The organism is Actinocorallia herbida (assembly GCF_003751225.1).
Taxonomy (GTDB): Bacteria; Actinomycetota; Actinomycetes; order Streptosporangiales; family Streptosporangiaceae; genus Actinocorallia; species Actinocorallia herbida.
Genome location: NZ_RJKE01000001.1, coordinates 2,922,510 through 2,944,154, shown reverse-complemented (window position 1 = coordinate 2,944,154; position 21,645 = coordinate 2,922,510). Strand labels below are relative to the sequence as shown.

Below are 21,645 nucleotides of genomic sequence, written 5' to 3'. Positions count from 1 at the left end.
CGTCGAAGAGCGCGTCGTCCGGTCGGCTGCGAAGGAGCCGGCCCCGCCGCCCGGCTGTGGGCCGGGAGTGGGCGGCGGGGCCGGTGGAGGGCGGGGCGCACGGTGCGGCGCGTACTCCCCACCCCGGTCTCAGGGGCGGTAGGGGTCGAGGACGTCGAAGGCGTTGGGCTTGCCGGCGGCGAAGCGGGCGTCGTCCTGGTTGAAGAAGGCGTTGAAGGCCGGGGGCTGCCAGAGGTCCTGGAGGGTGGCCTTGGCGCCGCCCGAGCCCGCGGCGTCGATGATGGCGTTGGCGGCCTTGCGGCCCGCCTCGTTGGCGCCCTCCATCGTCGCGAGGTTGATGCCCGCGCGGACGTAGTCGGCGGCCAGGAAGAGGTTCGGGAGCTTCGTCGTCGACTCGGGCCGGTAGTTCCAGGAACTGGGGCTGTTGATGAGCAGGGGCTCGTCGTTGGCGACCTGGGAGGTGGCGAGACCGGTGATGGCCGGGTCGATGAAGTACGAGTGCACATTGGAGTCCGTCAGGCGCAGCGCGCCCCACGGGATCGCCTTGCGGAGCTGGGCGAGGATCTCCTCGATGATCTGGTCGGGGGTGCACTCCTTGGCGGTCTTGTTGTAGAGGATGCCGGGGCGGTCCCACGCGGACAGGTCGAGGGACAGGCACTCCTTGGCGGTGCCGTCGCCGTAGGTCTTGGCGAAGTCCTTCTTCCAGAACTGGGCCTGGCTGATCGAGGTGAGCGCCCACGGCTGCCCGGCGTAGGCGACGTGGCCCTCGCTGAGGTCGATGGGCTTCTTCAGGTAGAGCATGATGCCGTTCATCCAGTCGGTCGTGAGGCTGCTCAGCGACCGGAGGCCCGGGTCGAGGGTGAGGATGTCGTTGTTCAGCAGCGGGACGGCCCGCTCCAGCGGCACCGCGAGGACGTAGTGGTCGGCGTCGACGGGCTCGGTGCCGTTGATGACCGCGCCGGAGATCTTCCCGTTCGCGACCTTCAGCTCGGTCAGCGTCTTGCCGATCTTGAAGTCGACCCCGAGGCCGCTCAGGTACGCCGTCCACGGGTCGATGAGCGCCTCGTTGGTGGGCGCGTTGAGCAGCCGGTCGGGGGCGCCGTAGCCGCCCAGGCCGAGGGTGCTGTACACCCAGGCCTCGGCCATCAGGCCCATCGTGTGCGCGTTGGCCTTGTCGGGCTTGGCCGCGACGAGGGTGCTGGTGAACATCTCCACCAGGAGTTCCCGGTAGCGCTCGGACTTGCCCTGGACCTTCACGTAGTCGGCGAAGCTCATGTTCTCCCACTGCTTGAGCCGCCGCTGCGGCCCGCTGGTGACGAACACGATCATCTTCTCGAGGAAGAAGGCGACCTCCCCGGCGGGCACGTTGCCGAACACCTTCACCGCGGTGTTCAGGAACGTCAGCAGGGAGTCCGGGCTGAGGGTGCCGAGGATGCTGCCGCGCGCGGGCAGCACGAGCTTCGTCCCGTTGTAGAAGGCCGAGACCTCCTTGCCGTCGACGAAGTTGTCCTTGAGGGTGCCGCCGCCGGGCCGCGGGACGCGCGACATCGTGTCGGGCAGGTTCTGGTAGAAGCCGGGGAAGAACCGGAACCCGTGCTCGGCCGGGAGGTCCTGGCGGCCCCCGGTGGCGGTGCCGGCGAACGGCATGCTGCGGCACTTGCCGCCCCACGCCTTGCGCTCGTAGACGGTCACCTGGAATCCGCGCTCGGCGAGCTCGTGCGCGACGGTCAGGCCGCCCATGCCGCCGCCGAACACCGCGACCCGCTTGCCGGGGGCCGCGGCGCGGCCGCTGCGGGACGAGGAGGCGGCGGCCGGGGACCCGCCGCCGAAGGTCAGGCCCGCCGCGCCGGCCGCGGCCAGCGTGCCCGCGACGAACCCGCGCCGTCCGATCGGATTCGCCGTGCCGCCGTTGTCGTTCGCGCCGGAGGTGGTGCTGTCCTCCATGGTCGCTCCTCTGCGTTGGGGGGTGAGCTAACCGACACTCATGTCGGTTACCGAGCCCCACTATGAGAAGCCGATGGCGCGACGGTCAAGGGCCCCGCGCGGACGAGGACGCGTCCGCATCCGGCCTCAGGACCGCGGCTCCAGACCCGTCCACAGCAGCCACATGACGCCCTCCACCAACGACTGCCTGGGCGTCTGCGGCTTGCGCTCCCACCACCGGGACACCCCGTCGAGCCCGCTGATGATGAACTCCACCATCGCCTCGACGGCCGGCTCCGCCGGGTCGACGCCGATCTCGCGCATGTCCGAGGCGAGCATCGCCGCCACCGCCCGCAGCCGCGCGTCGCGGATGCCCTGACGGACCGTCGAGATCTCCGGATCATCCTCGATGACCAGGTCGAACAGCACTCTTCGGGACTTGGGCCGGGACTCCGCGAAGCTGAAATAGGCGTCGACGGTGCCGCGCATCCGCTCCCTGGCCGAGCCCGACGCGGTGATCCGCGACGCCACGAATTCGACGAGCTTGGCGTTCTCCTCGTGCAGGACGGCCAGGAGCAGCACCCGCTTGGACGGGAAGTGGTCGTACATGACCGTGCGAGAGACCCCCGCCGCCTTGGCGATGTCGCCGAGCGAGGTCCCCTCGTAGCCCTTGACCGCGAAACTCTCCAGCGCGGCCGCGGTGATGAGCGCCCGGCGTTCCGGCGCGCGCATCCGGGCCCGGGGTGAGGACTCTGTCACTGCTCTCCTTCGTGTGTTAGCGTCACGCCAACCGACACAAGTGTCGGTAAATCTAACCCAATCTTTGGGGGCACTCATGGGACGTCATGATCTGTCCGTCGGGATAGTCGGCAGCGGCTTCAGCGGCATCGGCCTGGCCATCGCGCTGAAACGCGCCGGATTCACCGACCTCACCATCTTGGAGCGCGCCGCGGGACCCGGCGGCGTCTGGCGGGACAACACCTATCCCGGCGCCGCGTGCGACGCCCCGTCGCACCTCTACTCGTACTCGTTCGCGCCGAACCCCGACTGGAGCCGGCGCTTCGCCGAGCAGCCGGAGATCCTCGCCTACCTGGAGGGCTGCGCCGACACGTTCGGACTGCGCCGGCACTTCAGGTTCGGCGCCGAGGTGACCGACGCGGTCTTCGACCCCGACACCGCGCGCTGGACCGTGCACACGGCGGACGGCGGTCTCCTGCGGTTCGACCTCCTGGTCAGCGCCTGCGGACAGCTCTCCAACCCCGCTTACCCGCCCATCCCCGGCATGGCGGACTTCGGCGGCGACCTCTTCCACTCCGCCCGCTGGAATCATGACGCGGACCTCGACGGAAAGCGGATCGCCGTCATCGGCAACGGCGCGAGCGCGATCCAGTTCGTCCCCCTCCTCACCACGAGCGCCGCGAAGATCACGATCTTCCAGCAGGAGAACCACTGGATCAGCCGCAAGCCCGACCGCGTCTACCCCCGGATGCGCAAGGCGGTCAACCGCAGGCTGCCGTTCGTCCAGCGGCTTTCCCGACTCGGGATCTTCCTCTGGTTCGAGCTGCTGCTCAACCCCGCGCTCATCGCGCCCGCGCACCGGTTCCTGCTCTCCCTGCACATCCGCGCGCTCTGCCTGTTCGCGCTGCGCACCGTCGCCGATCCCGAGCTGCGGCGCCGCCTCACCCCCCGCTACGAGCCGGGATGCAAGCGCATCCTCACCTCCAGCGACTACTACGCGGCGCTCAACCGGCCGCACGTCCGCGTCGTGGACTCGGCCATCACCGGGATCGAGCGGGACGGCCTGCGCACCGCCGACGGGCGCGGGCACTCCGCCGACGTGGTCGTCCTCGCGACGGGATTCCGCGCCCAGGACTTCGTCGCGCCGATGCGCGTCACCGGGCTGTACGGGCGGGAGCTGAACACGGTGTGGAAGTCCGGGGCACGGGCCCATCTCGGCCTCGCCGTCCCGGGGTTCCCCAACTTCTTCCTGATGTACGGCCCGAACACCAACGTGGGATCCGGCTCGATCGTGCACATGCTGGAGAGCCAGATCGCCTACATCGTCCAGGCGGCCCGGCTCCTGCGGGACGGGATCACCACGATGGAGGTGCGCGAAGACGTCCTCGATTCCTTCGACGCGTCGGTCCAGGACAGGTTGGCGACCACCGTGTGGAACCAGGGCGGCTGCGACAGCTGGTACCTCGACCCCGCCCGGCGCAACACCAACAACTGGCCCGGCTCGATGACCTCCTACCGCCGCAGGACCCGCTTCCTCGACCCCGCCGACTACCGGCTCACCCGCTGACCGCCCGTCCGCCCCCGTCACGTCACGTCACGTCCTCGGAGCGCCGCATGTCGACGAACCCGACGCCCGCCGACCCGCATCCCTTCGACCATCACCACCGTCCGGGAAGGCCGCTCCGTCCCGGCCCCGAAGCCGCCGCCCCCTCCGCCCTGTGGCTGACCGAACCGCACCACCGGCTCTTCTCCCCCTGGATCACCGTGCGCGCCTCCCCCGAGCGGACCCCGCTCACCGCGCTCTTCGACGACCACCGCTGGGAGGGCGACGAACTCATGGACGCCGTCGTCCTGGCGTTCTCCGCAACCGGCATGGCCCGTGGGCGCCGCATGCTGGAGCAGGCCCTCGACCAGGGCATCGACGCGGTCCCCGATCCGCCCGCCGCACTCGTCGCCCTGTTCCGCGACCTGGACGCCCCGCCCGGCTGGTTCGACGCCGACCGGTGGGAACGAGGCCGCCGCCTGTGGATCAACGCGTCCCTGTCCGGCAAACTCGCCATGCTGTTCAGCGACGCCATGGGCACGTTCGTCGGCGCCGAGGTCTCCTCCGCCACCGGCCAGACCCGCCGGTTCCTCGCCGACTTCCGCCGCCGCGAACTCGAGACCGTCACCTGGTTCCACCAGGTCACCCGCCCCGGCGGTGTCGACCGCGGCTCGCCCGTCTTCAAGGACATCATCCGCGTCCGCCTCATGCACGCCCAGGCCCGGCTGTCCCTCCGCCGCGCCTGGGGCGACGCCCACTTCGCCCACCACGGCAACCCCATCTCCAACGCCATGACCATGGGCGCCGCCATCACCTTCGGCCTCTACCCCGTCCTCTTCGACCACGCCCACGGCAGGCGCATCACCCCCGCCGCCCTCGACGACGTCCTCCACTACTGGTCCTGCATAGCCCACCTCATGGGCGTCACCCCCGCCCTCATCCCCCGCACCGCACCCGACGCCCTCCACCTCGCCCACCACATGATCCTCACCGCGGGCGGCCCCACCCCCTGGACCTCCCTCACCGTCAACGCGGCCCTGGCGCAGATCCTCAGCGGCGGCCCCCTGCGCAGACGCCTCCGGGCGAAAGCCCTCCAACCCCTCTTCGGCCTGCTCTCCGCCCTGGTGGGCGAACCCCTGGTCCGTGCCCTGCTCCAGGACTCCCCTCTGGCCGGGACACGGCTCCGGCCCTGGCAACGCCTGGCCGAAGCGACCACCCACCTCAACGTCCTCCTCCGAAGGATCGGCGACCGTCTCCCCAGCGCCGCGACCCGCGCGACGATCCGAGCCTCGAACGGCGACCCCTGGCAGCGCCTCGCCATGCGGTCCGCGGTGGCGTCGGCGCGCCGGTCCGGCGTCACCGGCACCCCCTACGACCACGACGACGGCAGCGTCCCGCGTCCCGCCGCGCCTTCTCCCGAGGGGTGATCCGCGCGATTCGTCACCCCCGGGCGGCTTGGACCGTAACAACAGGAAACGTTCCGACCTATTGACAGTCATATGATCATGTTCTTAACGTCTCCCAGTACGAAACAGCGTTCCTGTGGACGGAATGCTTGAGTACTTGGGAGTCAGTTCGTGCGCTCTTCCCTCAAGATCATCGCTTCGGTCGCCGTGCTCGCCGTCACGGCGGCCGGGTGCTCCGGCAAGTCCGCCGCGGACAAGCCGGCCATCAAGATCGGCCTCGCCGGGCCGATGAGCGGCGCCTTCGCGGTCCTGGGCATCTCCCAGCAGAACTCGCTCCAGGTCGAGATCGACCGGATCAACGAGGCGGGCGGCATCGACGGCTCGCAGGTCGAGCTGGTCGTCCGCGACACCGTGCTGGACCCCGCCAAGGCGGTCTCCGCGGCCAACGAGTTCGCGGGCGACGAGCAGGTGAAGCTCGTCGTCGGACCCAGCCTGACCAGCTTCTACGAGGCCACCAAGGGCGTCTACGAGCAGGCGCGGAAGGTCAACTGCCAGCCCGGCGTCTCCACCGGCGACTTCTCGGGGCTCGGTTACGGCTTCCGCTCCCAGGACCCCACCGGGCTCGACCTCCAGAAGCTCATGCAGCACTACAAGGACGCGGGCGTGAGGTCGTTCGGCCTCATCTACGAGAACGACGACTCCGGCAAGAACCTCGACGCCATGCTCAAAGAGGCCGCCGGTCAGTACGGCATCGAGTACCTCGGCTTCCAGCAGACCCGCGCCGACGACCAGAGCCACAAGGTGTACGTCGAGAAGCTCAAGGACGCCGACCTCATCTTCCTGTCGTCCAACGTCGGCGGCGCCAAGACGATGGCAGCGGCCGCCGAGGTCGGATACGACGGGGAACTCGCGGGCGCGGGCTCCGGCATGCAGAACATCACCTTCATCGAGGCCGCCGGGGACTACGCGCAGGGCGCCATCTTCCCCGCGCCCAACTACCAGTACCCGATGCGCGACAGGGCGGCGTGGCGGCCCGGGTACCGGAAGCACATCGAGGCCGTCGAGGCCGCCTACGGCAAGAACGTCGGCCCCGAGAGCGGCGCGACCTCCCCCAAGGGGACGGCCATGGCCGCCGACTGCGTCTACGCATGGTCCCAGGCCGTGAAGGCCGCCGGAGGCGCCGACGACACCGCGAAGGTCGCCGCCGCGATCGAGTCCCTCGACCTGTCCGCCGACGAGACGCCGTCCGGCAACTCCATCGCCCCCGGTTCCTCCCACGAGTTCTACTCCCTGGAGGACATCCACCTCTATGAGTGGCAGAAGGACGCCCAGGGCTGGTTCGTCAAGGACGTCGAAGCCGGCTCCTGACCCGATCCCCCACCACCGCGAAAAAGGAGGCGCCAAAGTGCCCGAGGTGTCCGCATGAGCGCCGGGGTCTGGATCGACGGCCTGTTCTCCGGTGCGCTCTACGCCCTGGTCGCGCTGGCCCTGGCGATCGTCTTCCAGCCGACCCGCGTCATGAACTTCGCCCAGGGCGAGACGCTCGTCCTGGGCGCGGCGGTCGGCTACCAGGTCGTCACGCTGACCGGCTGGGGCTGGCCCGCCGCGTTCGCGATCACCGTGCTGGTCGGGATCGCGGCCGGCCTCGCCCAGGAGCGCATGATCATGCTCCCGGTGAAGCTCTCCGGCTCCCGCTACGCCTGGATCGTCGCCACACTCGCCACCGCGATGATCTTCCAGTCGCTGTTCACCCTGCGCTACTGGGACGTCGACGCGCTGCGGCCCGCGCCGGTCGTCGAGGGCGGCTTCACCGTGCTCGGCGCGATGGTCGGCTGGCAGCAGCTCGGCGCGATCGTCATCGCGGTCGCGGTCATGGCCGGGTACGACGCGTTCCTGCACCGGACCGCCTACGGCCGTGCCGTTCGCGCCGTCTCGCACAGCCGCGACACCGCGGTCATCATGGGGATCCCGGTGCAGCGGATCGTCGTGCTGAGCTTCGCCATGGCCGCGGTGATCTGCGCGGTCGCGGGGCTGCTCGCGGCGCCCGTGCTGTTCATCGGCCCGGCGGGCGGCCTGGTCTTCACCATCAAGGGCTTCACCGCCGCCGTCATCGGCGGGGTCGGCTCGCCGCGCGGCGCGCTCGCGGGCGGCCTCGTCGTCGGCCTGCTCGACGCGGTCGTCCGCAACCTCGTCAGCCCGACCGCGGGCAACTTCGTGGGATTCGTCCTGCTCGGACTGATCCTCGTACTGTTCCCCGCGGGCCTGTTCGGCAAGCGAAGGGAGGCGCACTGATGCCGCGCCCCGTACGGCTCGGCCTCGCCGCGCTCAGCGCCGTCCTCGGCGCGGTGCTGCTGGCCTGGCCATTCATCACCGACTTCTACAGCTACAACGCCTCCTACTACAACGGGGTCGTCGCGGCCGCGGCGATCAGCGGCATCCTCACCATCTCGCTCAACCTCGCCATGGGGTACGGCGGGATGATGTCGATGCTGCACACCGGGCTCCAGCTCGTCGGCGGGTACGCCGCGGCGTCCCTCACCGTGAAGGCCGGGCTGCCCTGGCCCGTCGGGATCGCCTTGGCGGTGCCGGTGGGCGCGGGGCTGGCGGCGGCCGTCCTGCTCGTCAGCCTTCGAGCCACTTCGCTGTACTTCGGCATGATCACCCTGGCGGCGAACCTCATCGTCATCGAGGCGGGACGGGCCTGGGAGGACGTGACGGGCGGCGTCAACGGCGTCGTCGGGGTCGCCCCGGGGTCTCTGTCGAAGGTCGCCTTCTATTACGTGGTGCTCGTGTTCCTGGGTCTCGCCTATCTCGTCCAGCGCAACCTCATGCGCAGCGGCGTCGGACGGGCTTCGCTCGCCGTCATGGAGAGCCCGGACACCGCGTCGGCGATGGGGGTCAGGCCCGCGACCACCCGGCTGCTGGTCTTCACCGTCGCGGGCGGCATCGCGGGCGTGTCGGGCGCGCTCTACGCGCTCCAGCTCGGCTTCATCAACCCGGACGTCGGGCTGCTGGACAACGGGCTCACCTTCTTCGTCGGACTGTTCGTCGGCGGCATCGGCACGCTCGTCGGACCCGTCCTCGGGGTCGGGGTCGTCGCGCTGCTCGTCGAACTCATCAAGGACTACGGGCGCTACACGACGCTGATCCTGGGCGTCGCGCTGCTGATGACGATGATCGTGCTGCCACGCGGGATCGTCGGGACGTTTCGGGCGAGCCGCTTCGGCAGGGTCGACGACGGCGAGGTGTCCGGCGAGGCCGAGCCGGAGGCCAGCCTACCGGACGGGATCCTGCCAGAGCCACCGGAGACCGACCACCCGGCGCTGGAAGGACGCGGCCTGGTCAAGCACTTCGGCGGTGTCAAGGCGGTCGACGGGGTCGACGTCGCGGTCCGCGCGGGGACCGTGCACGGGATCATCGGGCCGAACGGATCCGGCAAATCCACCACCGTGTCCTGCCTCACCCGGTTCCACGCCCTGGACGCGGGCGAGGTCCTCGTCTTCGGGGAACCCTCCCCGGCCAAGGCGTGGCAGGTGCCCGCGCTCGGCGTCACCCGGGTCTTCCAGGTCCCGCACCTGTTCGAGCAGCAGACCGTCCTTGACAACGTGCTCACCGGCATGCGGCGGCGTGAAGGCTACGGGTGGCTCGCGGCGGTGCTGCGCCTGCCGTCCTACCGGCGTCGGGAGAGGGCCGGGCGGGAGGCCGCCGCGCGGCTACTGGCCTTCGCCGGGCTCTCCGGCCGCGCGCACCGCCTGGCCGGCTCGCTCTCCCACGGGCAGAAGCGGCTGCTCGAAGTGGTGCGGGCCGTCGCGTCCGGACCGCGCGTCCTCATCCTCGACGAGCCCGCGACCGGCCTGACGCCCGCCGAGATCGACGCGCTCGGCAGGCTCTGCCGGACGTTCCGGGACCGCGGCCTGGCCGTCGTCCTCATCGAGCACAACGTGGAGTTCGTGATGGGCCTCTGCGACGAGATCACCGTCATCGACGGCGGCAAGGTCATCGCGGCCGGCCCGCCCGAGACGGTGCGGCGGGACCCGAAGGTGCTGGAGGCCTACCTGGGCCGCCCCGACCTGATCGAGGAGGTGGCCTGATGGCCCCGGTGCTGGAACTGTCCGGGGTCCACGCCGGATACGGAGGCGTCAAGGCCGTCCGCGGGGTGGACCTCACCGTCGGCGAGGGCGAGTTCGTCGTCCTGCTCGGCCCGAACGGCGCGGGCAAGAGCACGACGCTCCGCGTCCTGTCCGGCCTGCTCAAGCCGTCGGCCGGGGTGGTGCGGCTCTCCGGCCGGGACATCACCAGGGTCCCCGGCCACCGCCGCCCCGCCCTCGGCCTCGGCCACGTCCCCGAAGGCCGCCAGATCTTCCCCGACCACACCGTCCTGGAGAATCTCCGTCTCGGCGCCTTCGGCCTCCGCCGGGACCGCACCGCGGAAAAGCGCCTGCTGACGGAGATGCTCGACCTCTTTCCCCGTCTCGCCGAACGCCGCGACCAACGCGCGGGCACCCTCTCCGGCGGTGAGGCCCAGATGCTCGCCGTGGCCCGCGCCCTCATGAGCCGCCCCAAACTCCTCGTCCTCGACGAACCGACCCTGGGCCTGGCCCCCCTCCGCGCCGCCGAGGTCTTCACCCACATCAAACGCCTCAACACCGACCAGGGACTCCCCATCCTGCTGGTCGAGCAACTGGCCATGGTCGCCCTCAAACTCGCCGACCGCGCCTACGTCCTCGAACGCGGAACGGTGGCACTCTCCGGCCCGGCGGCCGAAGTGGCCGCCGACCCGGCCATCCAGTCCGTTTACCTCGGCGCCGACACGGCCCCCTGACCCCGTCGCCTCCGCCCGGCGCGGGCCGGGCGGAGGCGTCAGGCGGGGTCGACGACCAGGGCCGGGTGGCGGGGGTCGTCGACGACCACGGCTATGTCGGCCGTGGCGAGGGGTTCGGCCTCGACGCGGTAGCGGTCGTAGGCCGGGAGGGTCCAGGCCAGGGCGGCGGGGGTGCGGCGGGACAAGGCCGCGGGCGACAGGCTCAGGTGGACCGTCAGATCGAAGGGGAGCCGGCGGCCGAGGAGAAGGGTGCCGTCGAGAAGCAGGACGCCGCCTTCCCGAAGGTCGACGTACGGGGCACGGGTGGCCCGGTCACGGTCGGCGTCCCAGAGGCTTGGCAGTACCTTGCCCGTTCCGCCGGGTTCCAAGGGGCCGAGCACCTCGCGGTCCAGGGCGGAGGTGTCGAGCCGGTCGTCGTAGTAGGCGTCGGGGTCTTCTCGGCCTGATTCGAAGCGGAGGGAGGCGGGGCGGAGGAAGTCGCGGGCGGAGACGCGGACGGCTTCTCTGCCCAGCGCGCGCAGGGGCTGGACCAGGGCGTCGGCCAGGACGGCCGGGTGGGCGGCGTCGGGGCCGTCGATGGCGACGCGGACGCGCCGATCCCGGGGGAAGGACGCGATGCGGTCACGCAGTGCGTCCACCAGGTGTTCCGGGGAGATCGGGCGGGCGCGCATGGCGTCCATTCTCGCCCGGCGGAGCCCTTGGGGAGAACTTCTGGGATTTGTTCGAGACCCATGTCGATCCGCCGGGTTCGCCGTTCGACCTAGGGTGGAAGGGTCCGCAAGGGGCCCGGACGAGCGAGGAGACGAACCGTGAAGTACATGCTGATCATGCGCGCCACCGACGAGGCCATTGCGAAGTTCGCGGACGTGGACTTCGGGGAGATGCTGGACACGATGGGCCGGTTCAACGACGAGTTGATCCGGGCCGGGGTGCTGCTGGCCGCCGAGGGGCTGGAGGACGCGGCGGAAGGTGTCGTGGTCGACTACTCGACCGAGCCGCCCATCGTCACCGACGGGCCGTACGGGGAGACGAAGGAACTGTTCGGCGGTTACTGGATCCTCAACGTGGCGTCCAAGGAGGAGGCGGTCGAGTGGGCGAAGCGGGCGCCGATCTCCGGGGACGGGTTCAAGACCGAGATCCGGCGGGTGCCGACGATCGACGAGTTCCCGCAGGACAACGTCTGGGTCCAGAAGGAGCGGGCGTGGCGGGAAGAGACCGGCCAGCTCTGAACGGGACGTGACGATGGCGGACCCCACCGGCCGTGAGGCCGTCGCCGCGGTGTGGCGGATCGAGTCGGCGCGGATCGTCGGCGCGCTCGCCCGCTACACCGGCGACTTCGCGCTCGCCGAGGACCTCGCCCAGGAGGCGCTGGCCGAGGCCCTGGTGAGCTGGCCGCGCGACGGGGTGCCTCGCAGCCCGGCCGGGTGGCTGCTCACCGTCGGCAGGCGCCGCGCGATCGACGGGTTCCGCCGCCGATCCGCCCTCGACGAGCGGTACGCCGCCCTCGCCCGCGAGCTGGGCGAGGGCGGCGCCGCCGCCGGAGGCGCGCCCGCCGATCCGGCGCGCGCCGCCGAGGAGGTCCTCTGGGACCCGGACCGGATGGACGACGACGCCCTCGCGCTCATGTTCACCGCGTGCCATCCCGTGCTGTCGCGCGAGTCCCGGGTGGCGCTCACCCTGCGCGTCGTCGGCGGCCTGACCAGCGACGAGATCGCCCAGGCCTTCCTCGTCCCGGCCGCGACCGTCCAGGCCAGGATCACCCGGGCGAAGAAGGCGCTCGCGGGCGTCCCCTTCGCGGTGCCCGACGCCGAGGAGCGGACGGCCCGGCTCACCTCGGTCCTGAACGTCATCTATGTGATCTTCACCGAGGGGTCGTCGGCGAGTTCCGGGCGCGCCGTGATCAGGCTCGACCTCGCGGGCGAGGCGCAGCGGCTCGCGCGGGTGCTGGCCCGGCTCGTCCCGGAGCTGCCCGAGGCGCACGGCCTGCTCGCGCTCCTCGAGCTCACCGCGGCCCGTTTCCCCGCCCGCACCGCCCCCGACGGCTCCCCCGTGCTGTTGGAGGACCAGGACCGCCACCGCTGGGACCGCAGCGCGATCGCGCGCGGCAGGGCCGCCCTCGCGCACGCCTCCCGCGCGGGCCGCGGCCTCGGCGCCTACGGCCTCCAGGCCGCGATCGCCGAATGCCACGCCGTCGCCCCCTCGGTCGCCGAGACGGACTGGGCAAGGATCGTCGCCCTCTACGAGGCCCTCGCCACGCTCGCCCCTTCCCCCGTCGTGGAGCTCAACAAGGCGGTCGCCGTCTCCATGGCCGAAGGCCCCGCCGCGGCCCTCCCCCTCGTGGACTCGCTCGCCGCCTCCGGCGCCCTCCCCCACTCCCACCTCCTGCCGTCCGTGCGCGGCGAACTCTTCCGCCGCCTCGACCGCCCCGAGGAGGCGCGCACCGAGTTCGAACACGCGCTCAAGCTGTGCGCGGGCGAAGCCGAACGCGGCGTGCTCCGCCGCAAACTCGACGCCCTGGGCTGACCCGTCAGGCGAAGCACTCGCCGGCCGTGACGAGGTCGGCCCGCATGTTCCGCCGCATCATCCGCACCGCGGCGGCGCCCAGCTCCGGATCGATGTGCGCGACGGCGTCGGTGACGACCGCGAGCGGGATGTGCCGGATATAGGCGTCCAGCGCGGTGTACAGGACGCACTGCTCGGTGACCTGTCCCGTCAGCAGGACGGAGTCGACGTCCCGATGGCTCAGCAGGTACTCCAGCGGCGTGCCGTAGAAGGCGCTATGGCGGATCTTCGTGAGGAACGCGCAATCGGGCGCGGGCACCAGGGGCTCGATGAGATCCGGGCGCGCTCCCGCGAGCGCCCTTTCCACGAGGTCGTCCCGGGTGGCCGAGAAGTCCCCGAGATTGTCGTTGACGTAGACCACGAGCCCCTCCCCCGAGGCCGCCGCGCGCCGCACCAGCCCCGCGAGCGGCCCGACGATCCCGGCCGCGCTGTGCTGCAGCCGCTCGGCGTCCTCGTGCCGGTACGGGTTGAACATGTCGATGACCAGCAGGGCAGTGGTTCCCATACATCCCACGTTCCCGCGCGGCCCCGGCCTCACCCGGGCGGCGTCAGTCCGGGCTCCAGAACGGGTCGAGGCTCTTCCCATGGCCCTGTGGGCAGCGCCCGTATCCGGTGGAGCCGGCGGCCGCCCGCAGTTCGCACACCTCACCCGCACCGCACGCCCTCCCTCACCTCTGCGGCGCAGTCTGCCGCACCCCACCGACATTCGCCGGCCCGCCACCGGACCGAGCGCCGAACGGCGGGCGTCGGCATCAGGCGAGGGTGAGGAGACCGGTGAGGGTCACTTGGAGGGCGCGGCTCAGCCGGGAGGGGAAGTCGACCTTGGTGGGGGCCAGGTCGGGATGCCGCTGGGCTTCGGCCACGGCCGGCGAGGGGTGGGCGAAGGGCCAGAGGCCCGCGGTGCAGATGACGGTGAGGGAGACGAGTTCACGGGCCGTGGACGGGGTCAAAGCGGGAACGTGGTCTTGGAGCAGGGCGGCAAGGTCGGCGAGGAGGCGAATGTGCGCGAGTTTGAAGGTGCGGGCGGACTCGGCGGAGATGTTGCGTTCCAGTTCGGTGCCCAGGGAGCCGAGCAGTTCGCAGAGGAGGGTCCGGCGGGCGAGGGAGCGGGCCAGGGCGTCCGCGACGGCTTCGGGTGCGGCCGGGGCCGGGGGCAGGTCGGCGGGCAGGTCGGCGATCCACTGTTCGAGGGACTGGTTGAGCAGGGCGAAGAAGACCGCTTCCCTGGTCTCGAAGTAGCGCACGACGTTGGTCTTCGACAGGCCGACCCTGCGGCTGAGCTCGCGCAGGCTGATGTCGCCGACGGGCAGCTCGGCGAGGAGCTGCGCGGCTGCTTCGAGGATGGTCTGCCTGCGGGCCTCGCGCTGCTCGGCGTTGCGGGCGCGCTGGAAGTCCGGCGGCCGGTCGTTCGCCGTCCCGGTCACACCGACGCGCTGACGTCGCGCCACTTGGCGTCCGAGGCGGCGAGCGCCTCGGCCGCGGCGCCGGCGACCCGGACGGCGTCCCTGCCCAGCAGCAGCCGCACGGGCGGTTCCGCGGAGGCGGCGACGTCGAGGAGGATCCGTGCGATCCGCGCAGGGTCTCCGGGCTGGTTTCCATCGGCCTGCCGCTGACGGGCGATGACGGGATCGATGACCGGCTTGTACGGCCCGCTCACCGGCGGCGTCTCCATCGAGGACCCCGCCCAGTCGGTGCGCATCCCGCCGGGCTCGGCGACCGTCACCTTGATGCCGAGGTGCGCGACCTCCTTGGCCAGGACCTCGGAGAAGCCCCCGACCGCCCACTTCGCGGACTGGTAGGCGCCCAGGCCGGGGCCGCCCACCCGCCCGCCGACCGACGAGATCTGGATGATCCGCCCGGACCCTTGCGCCCGCAGGACGGGCAGCGCCGCCCGGGTCACGTTCACGACCCCGTAGAAGTTCGTGTCGATCTGCGCGCGGAAGGCCTCCTCGGACGTGTCCTCGATCGAGGCCACGTCGGCGTAGCCCGCGTTGTTCACGACCACGTCCAGCCGTCCGAACGCCGCGACCGCCTCCCGCACGGCGTCCCGGGCCGCGGCCGCGTCGGTCACGTCCAGCGCGACCGGCCGGACCCGGTCGCCGTACTCGACGACGAGGTCGCGCAGGGACTCGGTGTGCCGCGCGGTGGCGACGAGCTCGTCGCCCGCGTCCAGGACCGCCTCCGCAAGGGCACGTCCCAGCCCTCGGGAACTTCCGGTGATCAGCCAGGTCTTGCTCATGGATACCGCCCCGATTTCCGTGCCGTACCGGCCCCAAATAAGAGGCCAGTGGAACCTTATGCCTCTCGACAATAAAGGACCATTGGCCTCTTGTCCAACCGCGGGTGGGATCACCGGCGCTCGGCGCGGACGGGCGGACCGGTGCTAGGGGGCCAGGCGCGCCGCGGCGAGGGTACGGAGATCGGTGGACTTGATCTTGTTGCTGCCGGTGAGGCTGAGGTCCGCCTCGGCGAAGTAGAGGATGTGCCGGGGCACCTTGTAGGCGGCGAGGCGGGTGCGGAGGTGGGCGCGCAGGGCCTCCGGGTCGGTCTCCTGGCCGGAGTGCGGGATGACGCAGGCCACGACGATCTCGCCCAGCGTGTCGTGGGGGACGCCCACGGTCTTGGCCACCTTGACGGACGGGTGGGCGGACAGGGCCTCGTCCACCTCCAGGGGGGAGACGTTCGCGCCGCCGGTCTTGATGAGATCGGTCAGGCGGCCCTTCCAGTAGAGGCGGTCGTCTTCGTCCAGGTGGCCGCCGTCTCCCGTGGGGAAGAAACCCTCGCCGTCAAGGGTCGTGTCCAGGGGGGTGCCGAGGTAGCCGAGCATGAGGGTGGGGCCCTTCACGCAGATCTCGCCGTGGTCGCCGCGGGGGACGACGGCCCCCGTCAGCGGGTCGACGATCTTGATCGTGTTGCCGGGGAGCGGGAGGCCGCTGCTGCCCGCGTGCACCTCCTCGGGGGTGTTCGCCGGGTAGCAGGTCGAGATGGTGAAGGTCTCGGTGTTGCCGTAGGCGCGGCCGGGCTCGGTCCAGTCGGCCGTCACCGTCGGGTGCTTGGCCGCGGGGGTCGCCCGGTCGGCGTAGACGAAGGCGCTCAGGTCGGTCTCCGCCCAGGTCGCGGCGCTCTCCAGGTGCGCCCACTGATGCGGCCACGCGACGGGGAACGTCACCCGCTCCGCCGCCATCAGCGCCAGGGACTCCTCGGCGACGAACACGGGCTGGAGGACGAGGCTGCCGCCCGCCGCGAGGGTCGCGCCGAGCGCCTGGCCGAAGTTGCCCGACCAGAAGAACCCGTTCGCCGTCCAGCAGCGCACGGTGTCGTCCGGGCCGAAGCCGAACATGCGCCGGAACCGCCACATCTGCACGGTGACGCCCCGGTGCGCGCTGAGGACGCCCTTGGGGAGGCTGGTCGTGCCGGAGGAGAAGAACACCACGGCCGTGTCGCTGGGCCGTACGGCCGCGGCCGTCGCGTCGATCAGCGCGCTAGGCACGCCCGCGCCTCTCGCAAGGAAGTCCCGCCACGTCTCTATGCCCGGCACCGCCTCCCCGACGACGGCGAGGTGGCGCAGGAACGGGAACCGGGTCGACCGCAGCGTCCCTCCCCCGGCCTCGAAGAGGGCGGGTTCCAGCTCGGTCAGGATCGCCGCGAAGTCGGTCTTCAGCACCTGCCGCTCGAGCAGCAGGAACGACACCCCGGACGTCTGGAGCAGGTGGTCCAGCTCGGGCGCCGTGGAGAACGTCGAGAGCGTCACCGCGACGCCCCCGGCCAGGGAGGTGCCGAAGACCGCGGCGAGCCATTCCGGCCGGTTCGTCATGAGGACGCCGACCCGGGCGCCCTGCCCGAGCCCCGAGGCCCGCAGCGCGCGGGCCACCTCGACGGAGCGCTCCCACAACTCCGCGTAGGTCCAGCGGACGACGCCGCCCGCCGAAGGGAAGGCGACGGCCTCCCGTTCGGCGTAGGCCTCGGTCACCTCCCGCAGGAATCCGGGCAGAGTGAGCGCGCCGAGCCCTGGTTCGCCGTCGAGCGGCGGGCCTGCGGCGATCGAGAGTGCGGGCGGGGTGGTCATCGCTCATCTGCTCCTGGTTCGGGGGGTGGTTCAGAGGGGCAGTTCGACTTCGGCGGTGCAGCTCACCAGGACCGCGTGGTTCTGGTCGGTGAGCTTGAGCTTCACCTGGACGAGAGGCACGCCCCACGCCGAGGCGGGCTCCTTGCCGACGACCTCGGCGTCGAAGTACGTGACGTCGCCTTCGAACGCGGGGAACCGGAAGTCGGCCTTGGTGTGGCGGACCATGCCGTCATGGCCGGCCCAGTAGGCGAGGTAGTCGGTGCACCAGGCGCCCATGGTCGCGCCGTAGCCGTACGCGCGGGCCATACCCACGTCGCTCGCCTTGTCGGCGTCGATGTGGCCGCGTGACGGGCCGACGTACAGGCCGTCCCGCTTACGGGGGTCGATCTTGGCCCCCTCTTCGTCGAACCCGAAGCCGGGGCCCCAGCCTGGGTCCTGGTTGATCCACGGGTCGACGAGGCCGGGCGGGGCCGTCCAGTGGAAGGTGCCCCAGATGTTGAACAGGAAGGCGCGGTACTCGGTGGTGAAGCTGGCGATGCTGTGCGGGCCGATGACGCGGCGCGGAAGGGTGTCGCCCACCTTGACCTCGTCAAAGCGCGGGGAGACGCCGAGCCGGTTCGACAGGATCCACTCGTGGCGCAGCCGCTCGATCCCGTCGAGTTCGGCGGCCGACCAGCGCCGGATGTCACCGGCCTGGTTGTCGTACATGCCCCGCTTCGCGGCCTCCTCGTAGAGGTAGCGGATCGCGGTCGAGCGCTCCCTGGCGACGAGGTCGCCGCGCTGGTTGGTGTGCACGGTGTCGCCGCGCGAGAACATGGTCGGCCCGGCGAACTTCGTCTCGGCGACCTTGTAGTCGTGGAAGCGGCGCTCCTGGAAGAGCTGGTCGCCGACCTTGACGCGCGGGCCGTAGAACCACCACTCCTCGCCGCCGAAGATGAGGTGGCTGCCGGGGATGTGGCCGACGCAGGCGGGCTGCGCGCCGTGCCCGTAGTCGAGGCCGACGGCCATCGACTGCGGCGCGACGATCCCGCCGAAGCGGGACTCGCGGGCGAACTCGGTGTCCCAGTGCAGCGGGTTCGGGTAGTCCATGGCCATGACCCAGCGCCGCACGTCGGAGGCGCTGCACGGCTCCCACAGCTGGCCGCCGCCGACGGGCTTGCCGACCCGGTGGTCGACGTCGGAAAGGTCGAGTTCGAGGGACTCGCTCACTGATGCTCTCCTCTACCTGTTGACGTCCACGACGATGCGGCCCCGGATCTTGCCGTCCAGGAAGCCGGCCGCCGCGTCGATGGCCTCGGCCAGGGGGACCTCCCGCGCGATCGACTCCAGCGCGGCGGCGTCGAGGTCGCGGGACAGCCGCTCCCAGGCGGTGAGCCTGCGGGCCTTGGGCGCCATGACGCTGTCGACGCCGAGGAGGCTGACACCGCGCAGGATGAACGGGGCGACGCTGGCAGGAAAGTCCATGCCCTGGGCGAGGCCGCAGGCGGCGACCGCGCCGCCGTAGCGGATCTGCGCGCAGGCGTTGGCGAGGATGTGGCTGCCCGCGGTGTCGACGACGGCGGCCCAGCGCTCCTTCTGGAGCGGCTTTCCGGCTTCGGCGAACGCGGCCCGGTCCAGGACGGTGGTCGCGCCGAGAGCATGGAGGTAGTCGGCCTCCGAGGGCTTGCCCGTGACGGCGGCCACCTGGAATCCGGCCCGGGAGAGCAGCGCGATCGCCACGCTGCCGACGCCGCCGGTCGCGCCGGTCACCAGGACTTCGCCCTGATCCGGACGGGTGCCATAGGCGAGCAGGGCGTCGACGCAGAGGCTCGCGGTGTAGCCCGCGGTACCGATCGCCATCGCCTGACGGGCGGTGAACGCCGTGGGCAGCGGCACGAGCCAGTCGCCGTTCACCCGCGCGCGCTGGGCGAGCCCGCCCCAGTGGCTCTCGCCGACGCCCCAGCCGTTCAGCACCACGGAGTCGCCGGGCCTGTGGTCGGGGTGGCCGCTCGCGGTGACGGTGCCCGCGAAGTCGATGCCGGGGACCATCGGGAACTTGCGGACGACGGGGGACGCGCCGGTGATGGCCAGGGCGTCCTTGTAGTTCAGCGTGGAGTACGCGACGTCCACGGTGACGTCCCCTTCGGGGAGGCGCTCCTCGTCCAGCGCGGCGACGGCGACCCGCCGGCCCGCCTCGTCCTTCTCGATCAGCAATGCGGAGAACATGAGGAATCCTCTTCGTCCGACTTCACGGAGCTGCGCGCGACGGCCTACTTCACCGGCCTCCGGCGCACCACCCTTTGCCACTCTGGTCATTACGATCTCAATATCGAGAATATAATTCTCGTGCGATTCGGGATTTTTACACGGCACGCTGCGGGCGTCAACCCACCCGGGCGCCGATCGGCGGACGCGAGGTCCCGGCCCCGCCCCACGCGCACCCCCTTCCTTCCCGGTCCGCCCACCCGACACCCCGGCGAGGATCCCGAGCTCCCTCCCAGCCTCCCCGAAACCCGACGACGAAGACCGCGTGCCGCGTCCGGAACGGGACCCGCCCAGCCCTTCCACCCCCGCGAACAGGCCCCATCACGGTCCCGAAAATCCCTGATGACCTGGCCTTCCATGGCAGTGGACGCCTCGCGGACCACCCGCCGGGCAGCCCTCTCCCACCTCGTTCCCATCTGTTGAATCCTTATAATGATTGTGATAGCAAGGGGGACGTGACGACGGCCGTCGCCACACCATCCGGCCGAGCGGCCCCTGACACCCCACCCCCGAGCACCGACCCCTCCTCCGCGCGCCAGTACCCCATGCACACGTCCCATTACTTCAAGTAATGGACCATACGCATAAACAGACCTGTTGCCCGGTCGCCGGATCTGGTGTTACGTTCGCCACAACGAGAGCAGGATTCTCGCTCTCTAAAAAGACAATTCTCGTGATTAATTCCCGGTCTTCCCCCCGCATTGCCCGAATGCTTCCTGGGAGCAAGTCGCCATGGCACAGAACAGCGCGCGTCATACCGGTCCCGCCTCGATTCCACTCGCCGAAGGCTGGACGCTGGCGCGGATCACCCCGCCGAGCCGCCTGTTCGGCGCGAACGGCCTGCGCACCGGGCCGGACGGCCGCATCTACGTCGCGCAGGTGGCGGGCAGCCAGATCAGCGCGCTCGACGTCGACACCGGCGTGCTGGAGACCGTCAGCGCGATGGGCTCGGAGATCGTCGCCCCCGACGACCTCGCCTTCGACGCCGCCGGCGATCTCTACGCCACCGAGTACTACGACGGCAGGGTCAGCGTCCGCTCCGCGGACGGCCGCACCCGGGTGCTCCGCGACGACGTCCCCGGCGCCAACGGCATCACCTTCCACCAGGGCCGGCTGTTCATCGACGAGTGCCGGATCGGCGGCCGCCTCCTGGAGCTCGACCCGAACGGCGGCGCCCCCCGCGTCCTGGTCGAGAACCTGCCGATGCCGAACGCGCTGGAGTTCGGCCCGGACGGCAAGCTCTACTACCCGGTGCTCGGCACGAACGACATCTGGCGGATCGACCCCGACGGCGGCGAGCCCGAGCGCGTCGCCGGTGACCTCGGCGTCCCCGACGCGGTGAAGTTCGACGCCGAGGGCTTCATCGTCTCCACCCAGGTCGCCACCGGCGAGGTGCTCCGCATCGACCCGCGCAGCGGCGACCGCACGGTCCTGGCGACGATCGCGCCCGGACTGGACAACCTGACGTTCGTGAACGGCCGCCTGTTCGTCTCCGGCTTCACCGGCCACATCACCGAGGTCCTGGGCGGCGGCAAGACCCGCGAGGTGCTTCCGGGCGGGCTGACCTGGCCGCTCGACCTCACCGTGGGCCCCGACGGCACCCTGTACATCTCCGACGGCACCTACTTCTACGCCCGCACGCCCGAGGGCGGCCTGCAGACCCTCGGCATGCTGTTCAGCCCCGGCTGGCCCGGCTACATCCGGGGCGTCACCGCCGACGGCGCGGGCGCCTTCGTCGTCACCACCTCCAACGGCCAGATCGCGCGCTGGCGGCCCGCCGAAGGCGAGCACGACATCCTCGCGGGGGAGACCGAGCCCTTCGACCAGCTCTACGGCGTGGCCCTGGCCCCCGACGGCGCCGTGGTCGCCGCCGAGCAGGGCACCGGGCGCGTCGTCTCCGTGCGCGACGGCCAGGTGACGACCCTCGCGTCCGGCCTGGACGGGCCCACCGGCGTGGCCTTCACCGCCGACGGCACCTGCCTGGTGTCCGAGTCCGGCGCGGGCCGCGTCGTCGCGCTCCGCGGATCCGGCGTCGACACCGTCGCGGACGGCCTGGAGACCCCGCAGGGCATCCTGGTCCGCGGCTCCCGCCTCCTCGTGGTCGACGCGGGCGCCAAGACCCTCCTCGACATCGACCTCGACGGCAAGGTCCGCACCACCATCGCCTCCGGCCTCCCGGTCGGCGCCCCTCCCGGCGTGGACCCCAAGCCCCTCAAGGGCCTCCCGCCCTTCAGCGGCCCGCAGGGCCTGTTCGCCGGGATCGCCGCAGGGCAGGACGGCACCCTCTACGTCTCCGGTGACGCCGAAGGCAGCGTCCTCTCCTTCCGGAAGGAGGGCTGAC

General features: G+C 71.3%; 18 protein-coding genes. 9 read left to right on the top strand and 9 right to left on the bottom strand.

The window, feature by feature from the left end:
* Nucleotides 1-129: 129 nt before the first annotated feature.
* Nucleotides 130-1,944, bottom strand: coding sequence for a hydroxysqualene dehydroxylase (locus tag EDD29_RS13715; protein ID WP_123664772.1), 1,815 nt, complete (start codon nt 1,942-1,944; stop codon nt 130-132).
* 126 nt (nt 1,945-2,070) lie between these two features.
* Nucleotides 2,071-2,682: a TetR/AcrR family transcriptional regulator gene (locus EDD29_RS13710; RefSeq protein ID WP_123664771.1), complete on the bottom strand. Its 612-nt coding sequence runs from the start codon at nt 2,680-2,682 to the stop codon at nt 2,071-2,073.
* 76 nt (nt 2,683-2,758) lie between these two features.
* On the opposite strand from EDD29_RS13710, the gene EDD29_RS13705 reads away from it, so the two are divergent.
* From EDD29_RS13705 to EDD29_RS13680, 6 genes are all read left to right on the top strand, one after another.
* A complete protein-coding gene (locus EDD29_RS13705; protein WP_123664770.1) occupies nt 2,759-4,228 on the top strand; it encodes a flavin-containing monooxygenase in 1,470 nt (489 codons plus the stop codon).
* Nucleotides 4,229-4,275: 47 nt separating this feature from the next.
* Nucleotides 4,276-5,631, top strand: coding sequence for an oxygenase MpaB family protein (locus EDD29_RS13700; protein WP_123664769.1), 1,356 nt, complete (start codon nt 4,276-4,278; stop codon nt 5,629-5,631).
* A gap of 150 nt (nt 5,632-5,781) precedes the next feature.
* Entirely contained in the window at nt 5,782-6,978 is a 1,197-nt protein-coding gene (locus EDD29_RS13695) for an ABC transporter substrate-binding protein (protein ID WP_123664768.1), read from the top strand.
* 54 nt (nt 6,979-7,032) lie between these two features.
* Entirely contained in the window at nt 7,033-7,902 is an 870-nt protein-coding gene (locus tag EDD29_RS13690; protein WP_123664767.1) for a branched-chain amino acid ABC transporter permease, read from the top strand.
* A complete protein-coding gene (locus tag EDD29_RS47670; RefSeq protein WP_123664766.1) occupies nt 7,902-9,701 on the top strand; it encodes a branched-chain amino acid ABC transporter ATP-binding protein/permease in 1,800 nt (599 codons plus the stop codon). The genes EDD29_RS13690 and EDD29_RS47670 overlap by 1 nt, the downstream gene beginning before the upstream one ends.
* Complete coding sequence (locus EDD29_RS13680; RefSeq protein WP_123664765.1) at nt 9,701-10,432, top strand: ABC transporter ATP-binding protein; 732 nt, start codon at nt 9,701-9,703, stop codon at nt 10,430-10,432. The genes EDD29_RS47670 and EDD29_RS13680 overlap by 1 nt, the downstream gene beginning before the upstream one ends.
* A gap of 38 nt (nt 10,433-10,470) precedes the next feature.
* On the opposite strand, the gene EDD29_RS13675 is transcribed toward EDD29_RS13680, so the two are convergent.
* Nucleotides 10,471-11,103, bottom strand: coding sequence for a nucleoside/nucleotide kinase family protein (locus EDD29_RS13675; protein WP_123670464.1), 633 nt, complete (start codon nt 11,101-11,103; stop codon nt 10,471-10,473).
* 138 nt (nt 11,104-11,241) lie between these two features.
* Between EDD29_RS13675 and EDD29_RS13670 the strand changes: the two genes are divergently transcribed.
* Nucleotides 11,242-11,661, top strand: a complete 420-nt coding sequence (locus tag EDD29_RS13670) for a YciI family protein (protein WP_123664764.1) — start codon at nt 11,242-11,244, stop codon at nt 11,659-11,661.
* 13 nt (nt 11,662-11,674) lie between these two features.
* Nucleotides 11,675-12,955 carry an RNA polymerase sigma factor gene (locus tag EDD29_RS13665; RefSeq protein ID WP_123664763.1) on the top strand — a complete coding sequence of 427 codons (1,281 nt, stop codon included), beginning with the start codon at nt 11,675-11,677 and terminating at the stop codon, nt 12,953-12,955.
* Between the two features lie 4 nt (nt 12,956-12,959).
* Here the strand turns inward: EDD29_RS13665 and EDD29_RS13660 are convergent, their stop codons facing one another.
* From EDD29_RS13660 to acuI, 6 genes are all read right to left on the bottom strand, one after another.
* The gene (locus EDD29_RS13660) at nt 12,960-13,499 is read right to left on the bottom strand and encodes a cysteine hydrolase family protein (RefSeq protein ID WP_123664762.1); all 540 of its coding nucleotides are present in this window, start codon (nt 13,497-13,499) and stop codon (nt 12,960-12,962) included.
* A gap of 247 nt (nt 13,500-13,746) precedes the next feature.
* Nucleotides 13,747-14,418, bottom strand: a complete 672-nt coding sequence (locus EDD29_RS13655) for a TetR/AcrR family transcriptional regulator (RefSeq protein WP_123664761.1) — start codon at nt 14,416-14,418, stop codon at nt 13,747-13,749.
* Complete coding sequence (locus tag EDD29_RS13650) at nt 14,415-15,233, bottom strand: oxidoreductase (protein WP_123664760.1); 819 nt, start codon at nt 15,231-15,233, stop codon at nt 14,415-14,417. The genes EDD29_RS13655 and EDD29_RS13650 overlap by 4 nt, the downstream gene beginning before the upstream one ends.
* Before the next feature lie 144 nt (nt 15,234-15,377).
* Nucleotides 15,378-17,060 (bottom strand): class I adenylate-forming enzyme family protein, encoded by a 1,683-nt coding sequence (locus EDD29_RS13645; RefSeq protein WP_123664759.1) that lies wholly within the window; start codon nt 17,058-17,060, stop codon nt 15,378-15,380.
* Nucleotides 17,061-17,090: 30 nt separating this feature from the next.
* Complete coding sequence (locus EDD29_RS13640) at nt 17,091-18,269, bottom strand: MaoC family dehydratase (protein ID WP_123664758.1); 1,179 nt, start codon at nt 18,267-18,269, stop codon at nt 17,091-17,093.
* Nucleotides 18,270-18,281: 12 nt separating this feature from the next.
* Complete coding sequence (acuI, locus tag EDD29_RS13635) at nt 18,282-19,265, bottom strand: acrylyl-CoA reductase (NADPH) (RefSeq protein WP_123664757.1); 984 nt, start codon at nt 19,263-19,265, stop codon at nt 18,282-18,284.
* A 771-nt stretch (nt 19,266-20,036) separates the two neighbouring features.
* On the opposite strand from acuI, the gene EDD29_RS13630 reads away from it, so the two are divergent.
* Nucleotides 20,037-21,644: an SMP-30/gluconolactonase/LRE family protein gene (locus EDD29_RS13630; protein ID WP_123664756.1), complete on the top strand. Its 1,608-nt coding sequence runs from the start codon at nt 20,037-20,039 to the stop codon at nt 21,642-21,644.
* Nucleotide 21,645 lies beyond the last annotated feature (1 nt).

What these genes read in the sequence shown, in the direction of transcription:
- EDD29_RS13715 (WP_123664772.1), bottom strand. Translation starts at nt 1,944, where the DNA reads ATGGAGGACAGCACCACCTCCGGCGCGAACGACAACGGCGGCACGGCG.
- EDD29_RS13705 (WP_123664770.1), top strand. Translation starts at nt 2,759, where the DNA reads ATGGGACGTCATGATCTGTCCGTCGGGATAGTCGGCAGCGGCTTCAGC.
- EDD29_RS13700 (WP_123664769.1), top strand. Translation starts at nt 4,276, where the DNA reads ATGTCGACGAACCCGACGCCCGCCGACCCGCATCCCTTCGACCATCAC.
- EDD29_RS13690 (WP_123664767.1), top strand. Translation starts at nt 7,033, where the DNA reads ATGAGCGCCGGGGTCTGGATCGACGGCCTGTTCTCCGGTGCGCTCTAC.
- EDD29_RS47670 (WP_123664766.1), top strand. Translation starts at nt 7,902, where the DNA reads ATGCCGCGCCCCGTACGGCTCGGCCTCGCCGCGCTCAGCGCCGTCCTC.
- EDD29_RS13680 (WP_123664765.1), top strand. Translation starts at nt 9,701, where the DNA reads ATGGCCCCGGTGCTGGAACTGTCCGGGGTCCACGCCGGATACGGAGGC.
- EDD29_RS13675 (WP_123670464.1), bottom strand. Translation starts at nt 11,103, where the DNA reads ATGCGCGCCCGCCCGATCTCCCCGGAACACCTGGTGGACGCACTGCGT.
- EDD29_RS13665 (WP_123664763.1), top strand. Translation starts at nt 11,675, where the DNA reads ATGGCGGACCCCACCGGCCGTGAGGCCGTCGCCGCGGTGTGGCGGATC.
- EDD29_RS13660 (WP_123664762.1), bottom strand. Translation starts at nt 13,499, where the DNA reads ATGGGAACCACTGCCCTGCTGGTCATCGACATGTTCAACCCGTACCGG.
- EDD29_RS13650 (WP_123664760.1), bottom strand. Translation starts at nt 15,233, where the DNA reads ATGAGCAAGACCTGGCTGATCACCGGAAGTTCCCGAGGGCTGGGACGT.
- EDD29_RS13645 (WP_123664759.1), bottom strand. Translation starts at nt 17,060, where the DNA reads ATGACCACCCCGCCCGCACTCTCGATCGCCGCAGGCCCGCCGCTCGAC.
- acuI (WP_123664757.1), bottom strand. Translation starts at nt 19,265, where the DNA reads ATGTTCTCCGCATTGCTGATCGAGAAGGACGAGGCGGGCCGGCGGGTC.
- EDD29_RS13630 (WP_123664756.1), top strand. Translation starts at nt 20,037, where the DNA reads ATGGCACAGAACAGCGCGCGTCATACCGGTCCCGCCTCGATTCCACTC.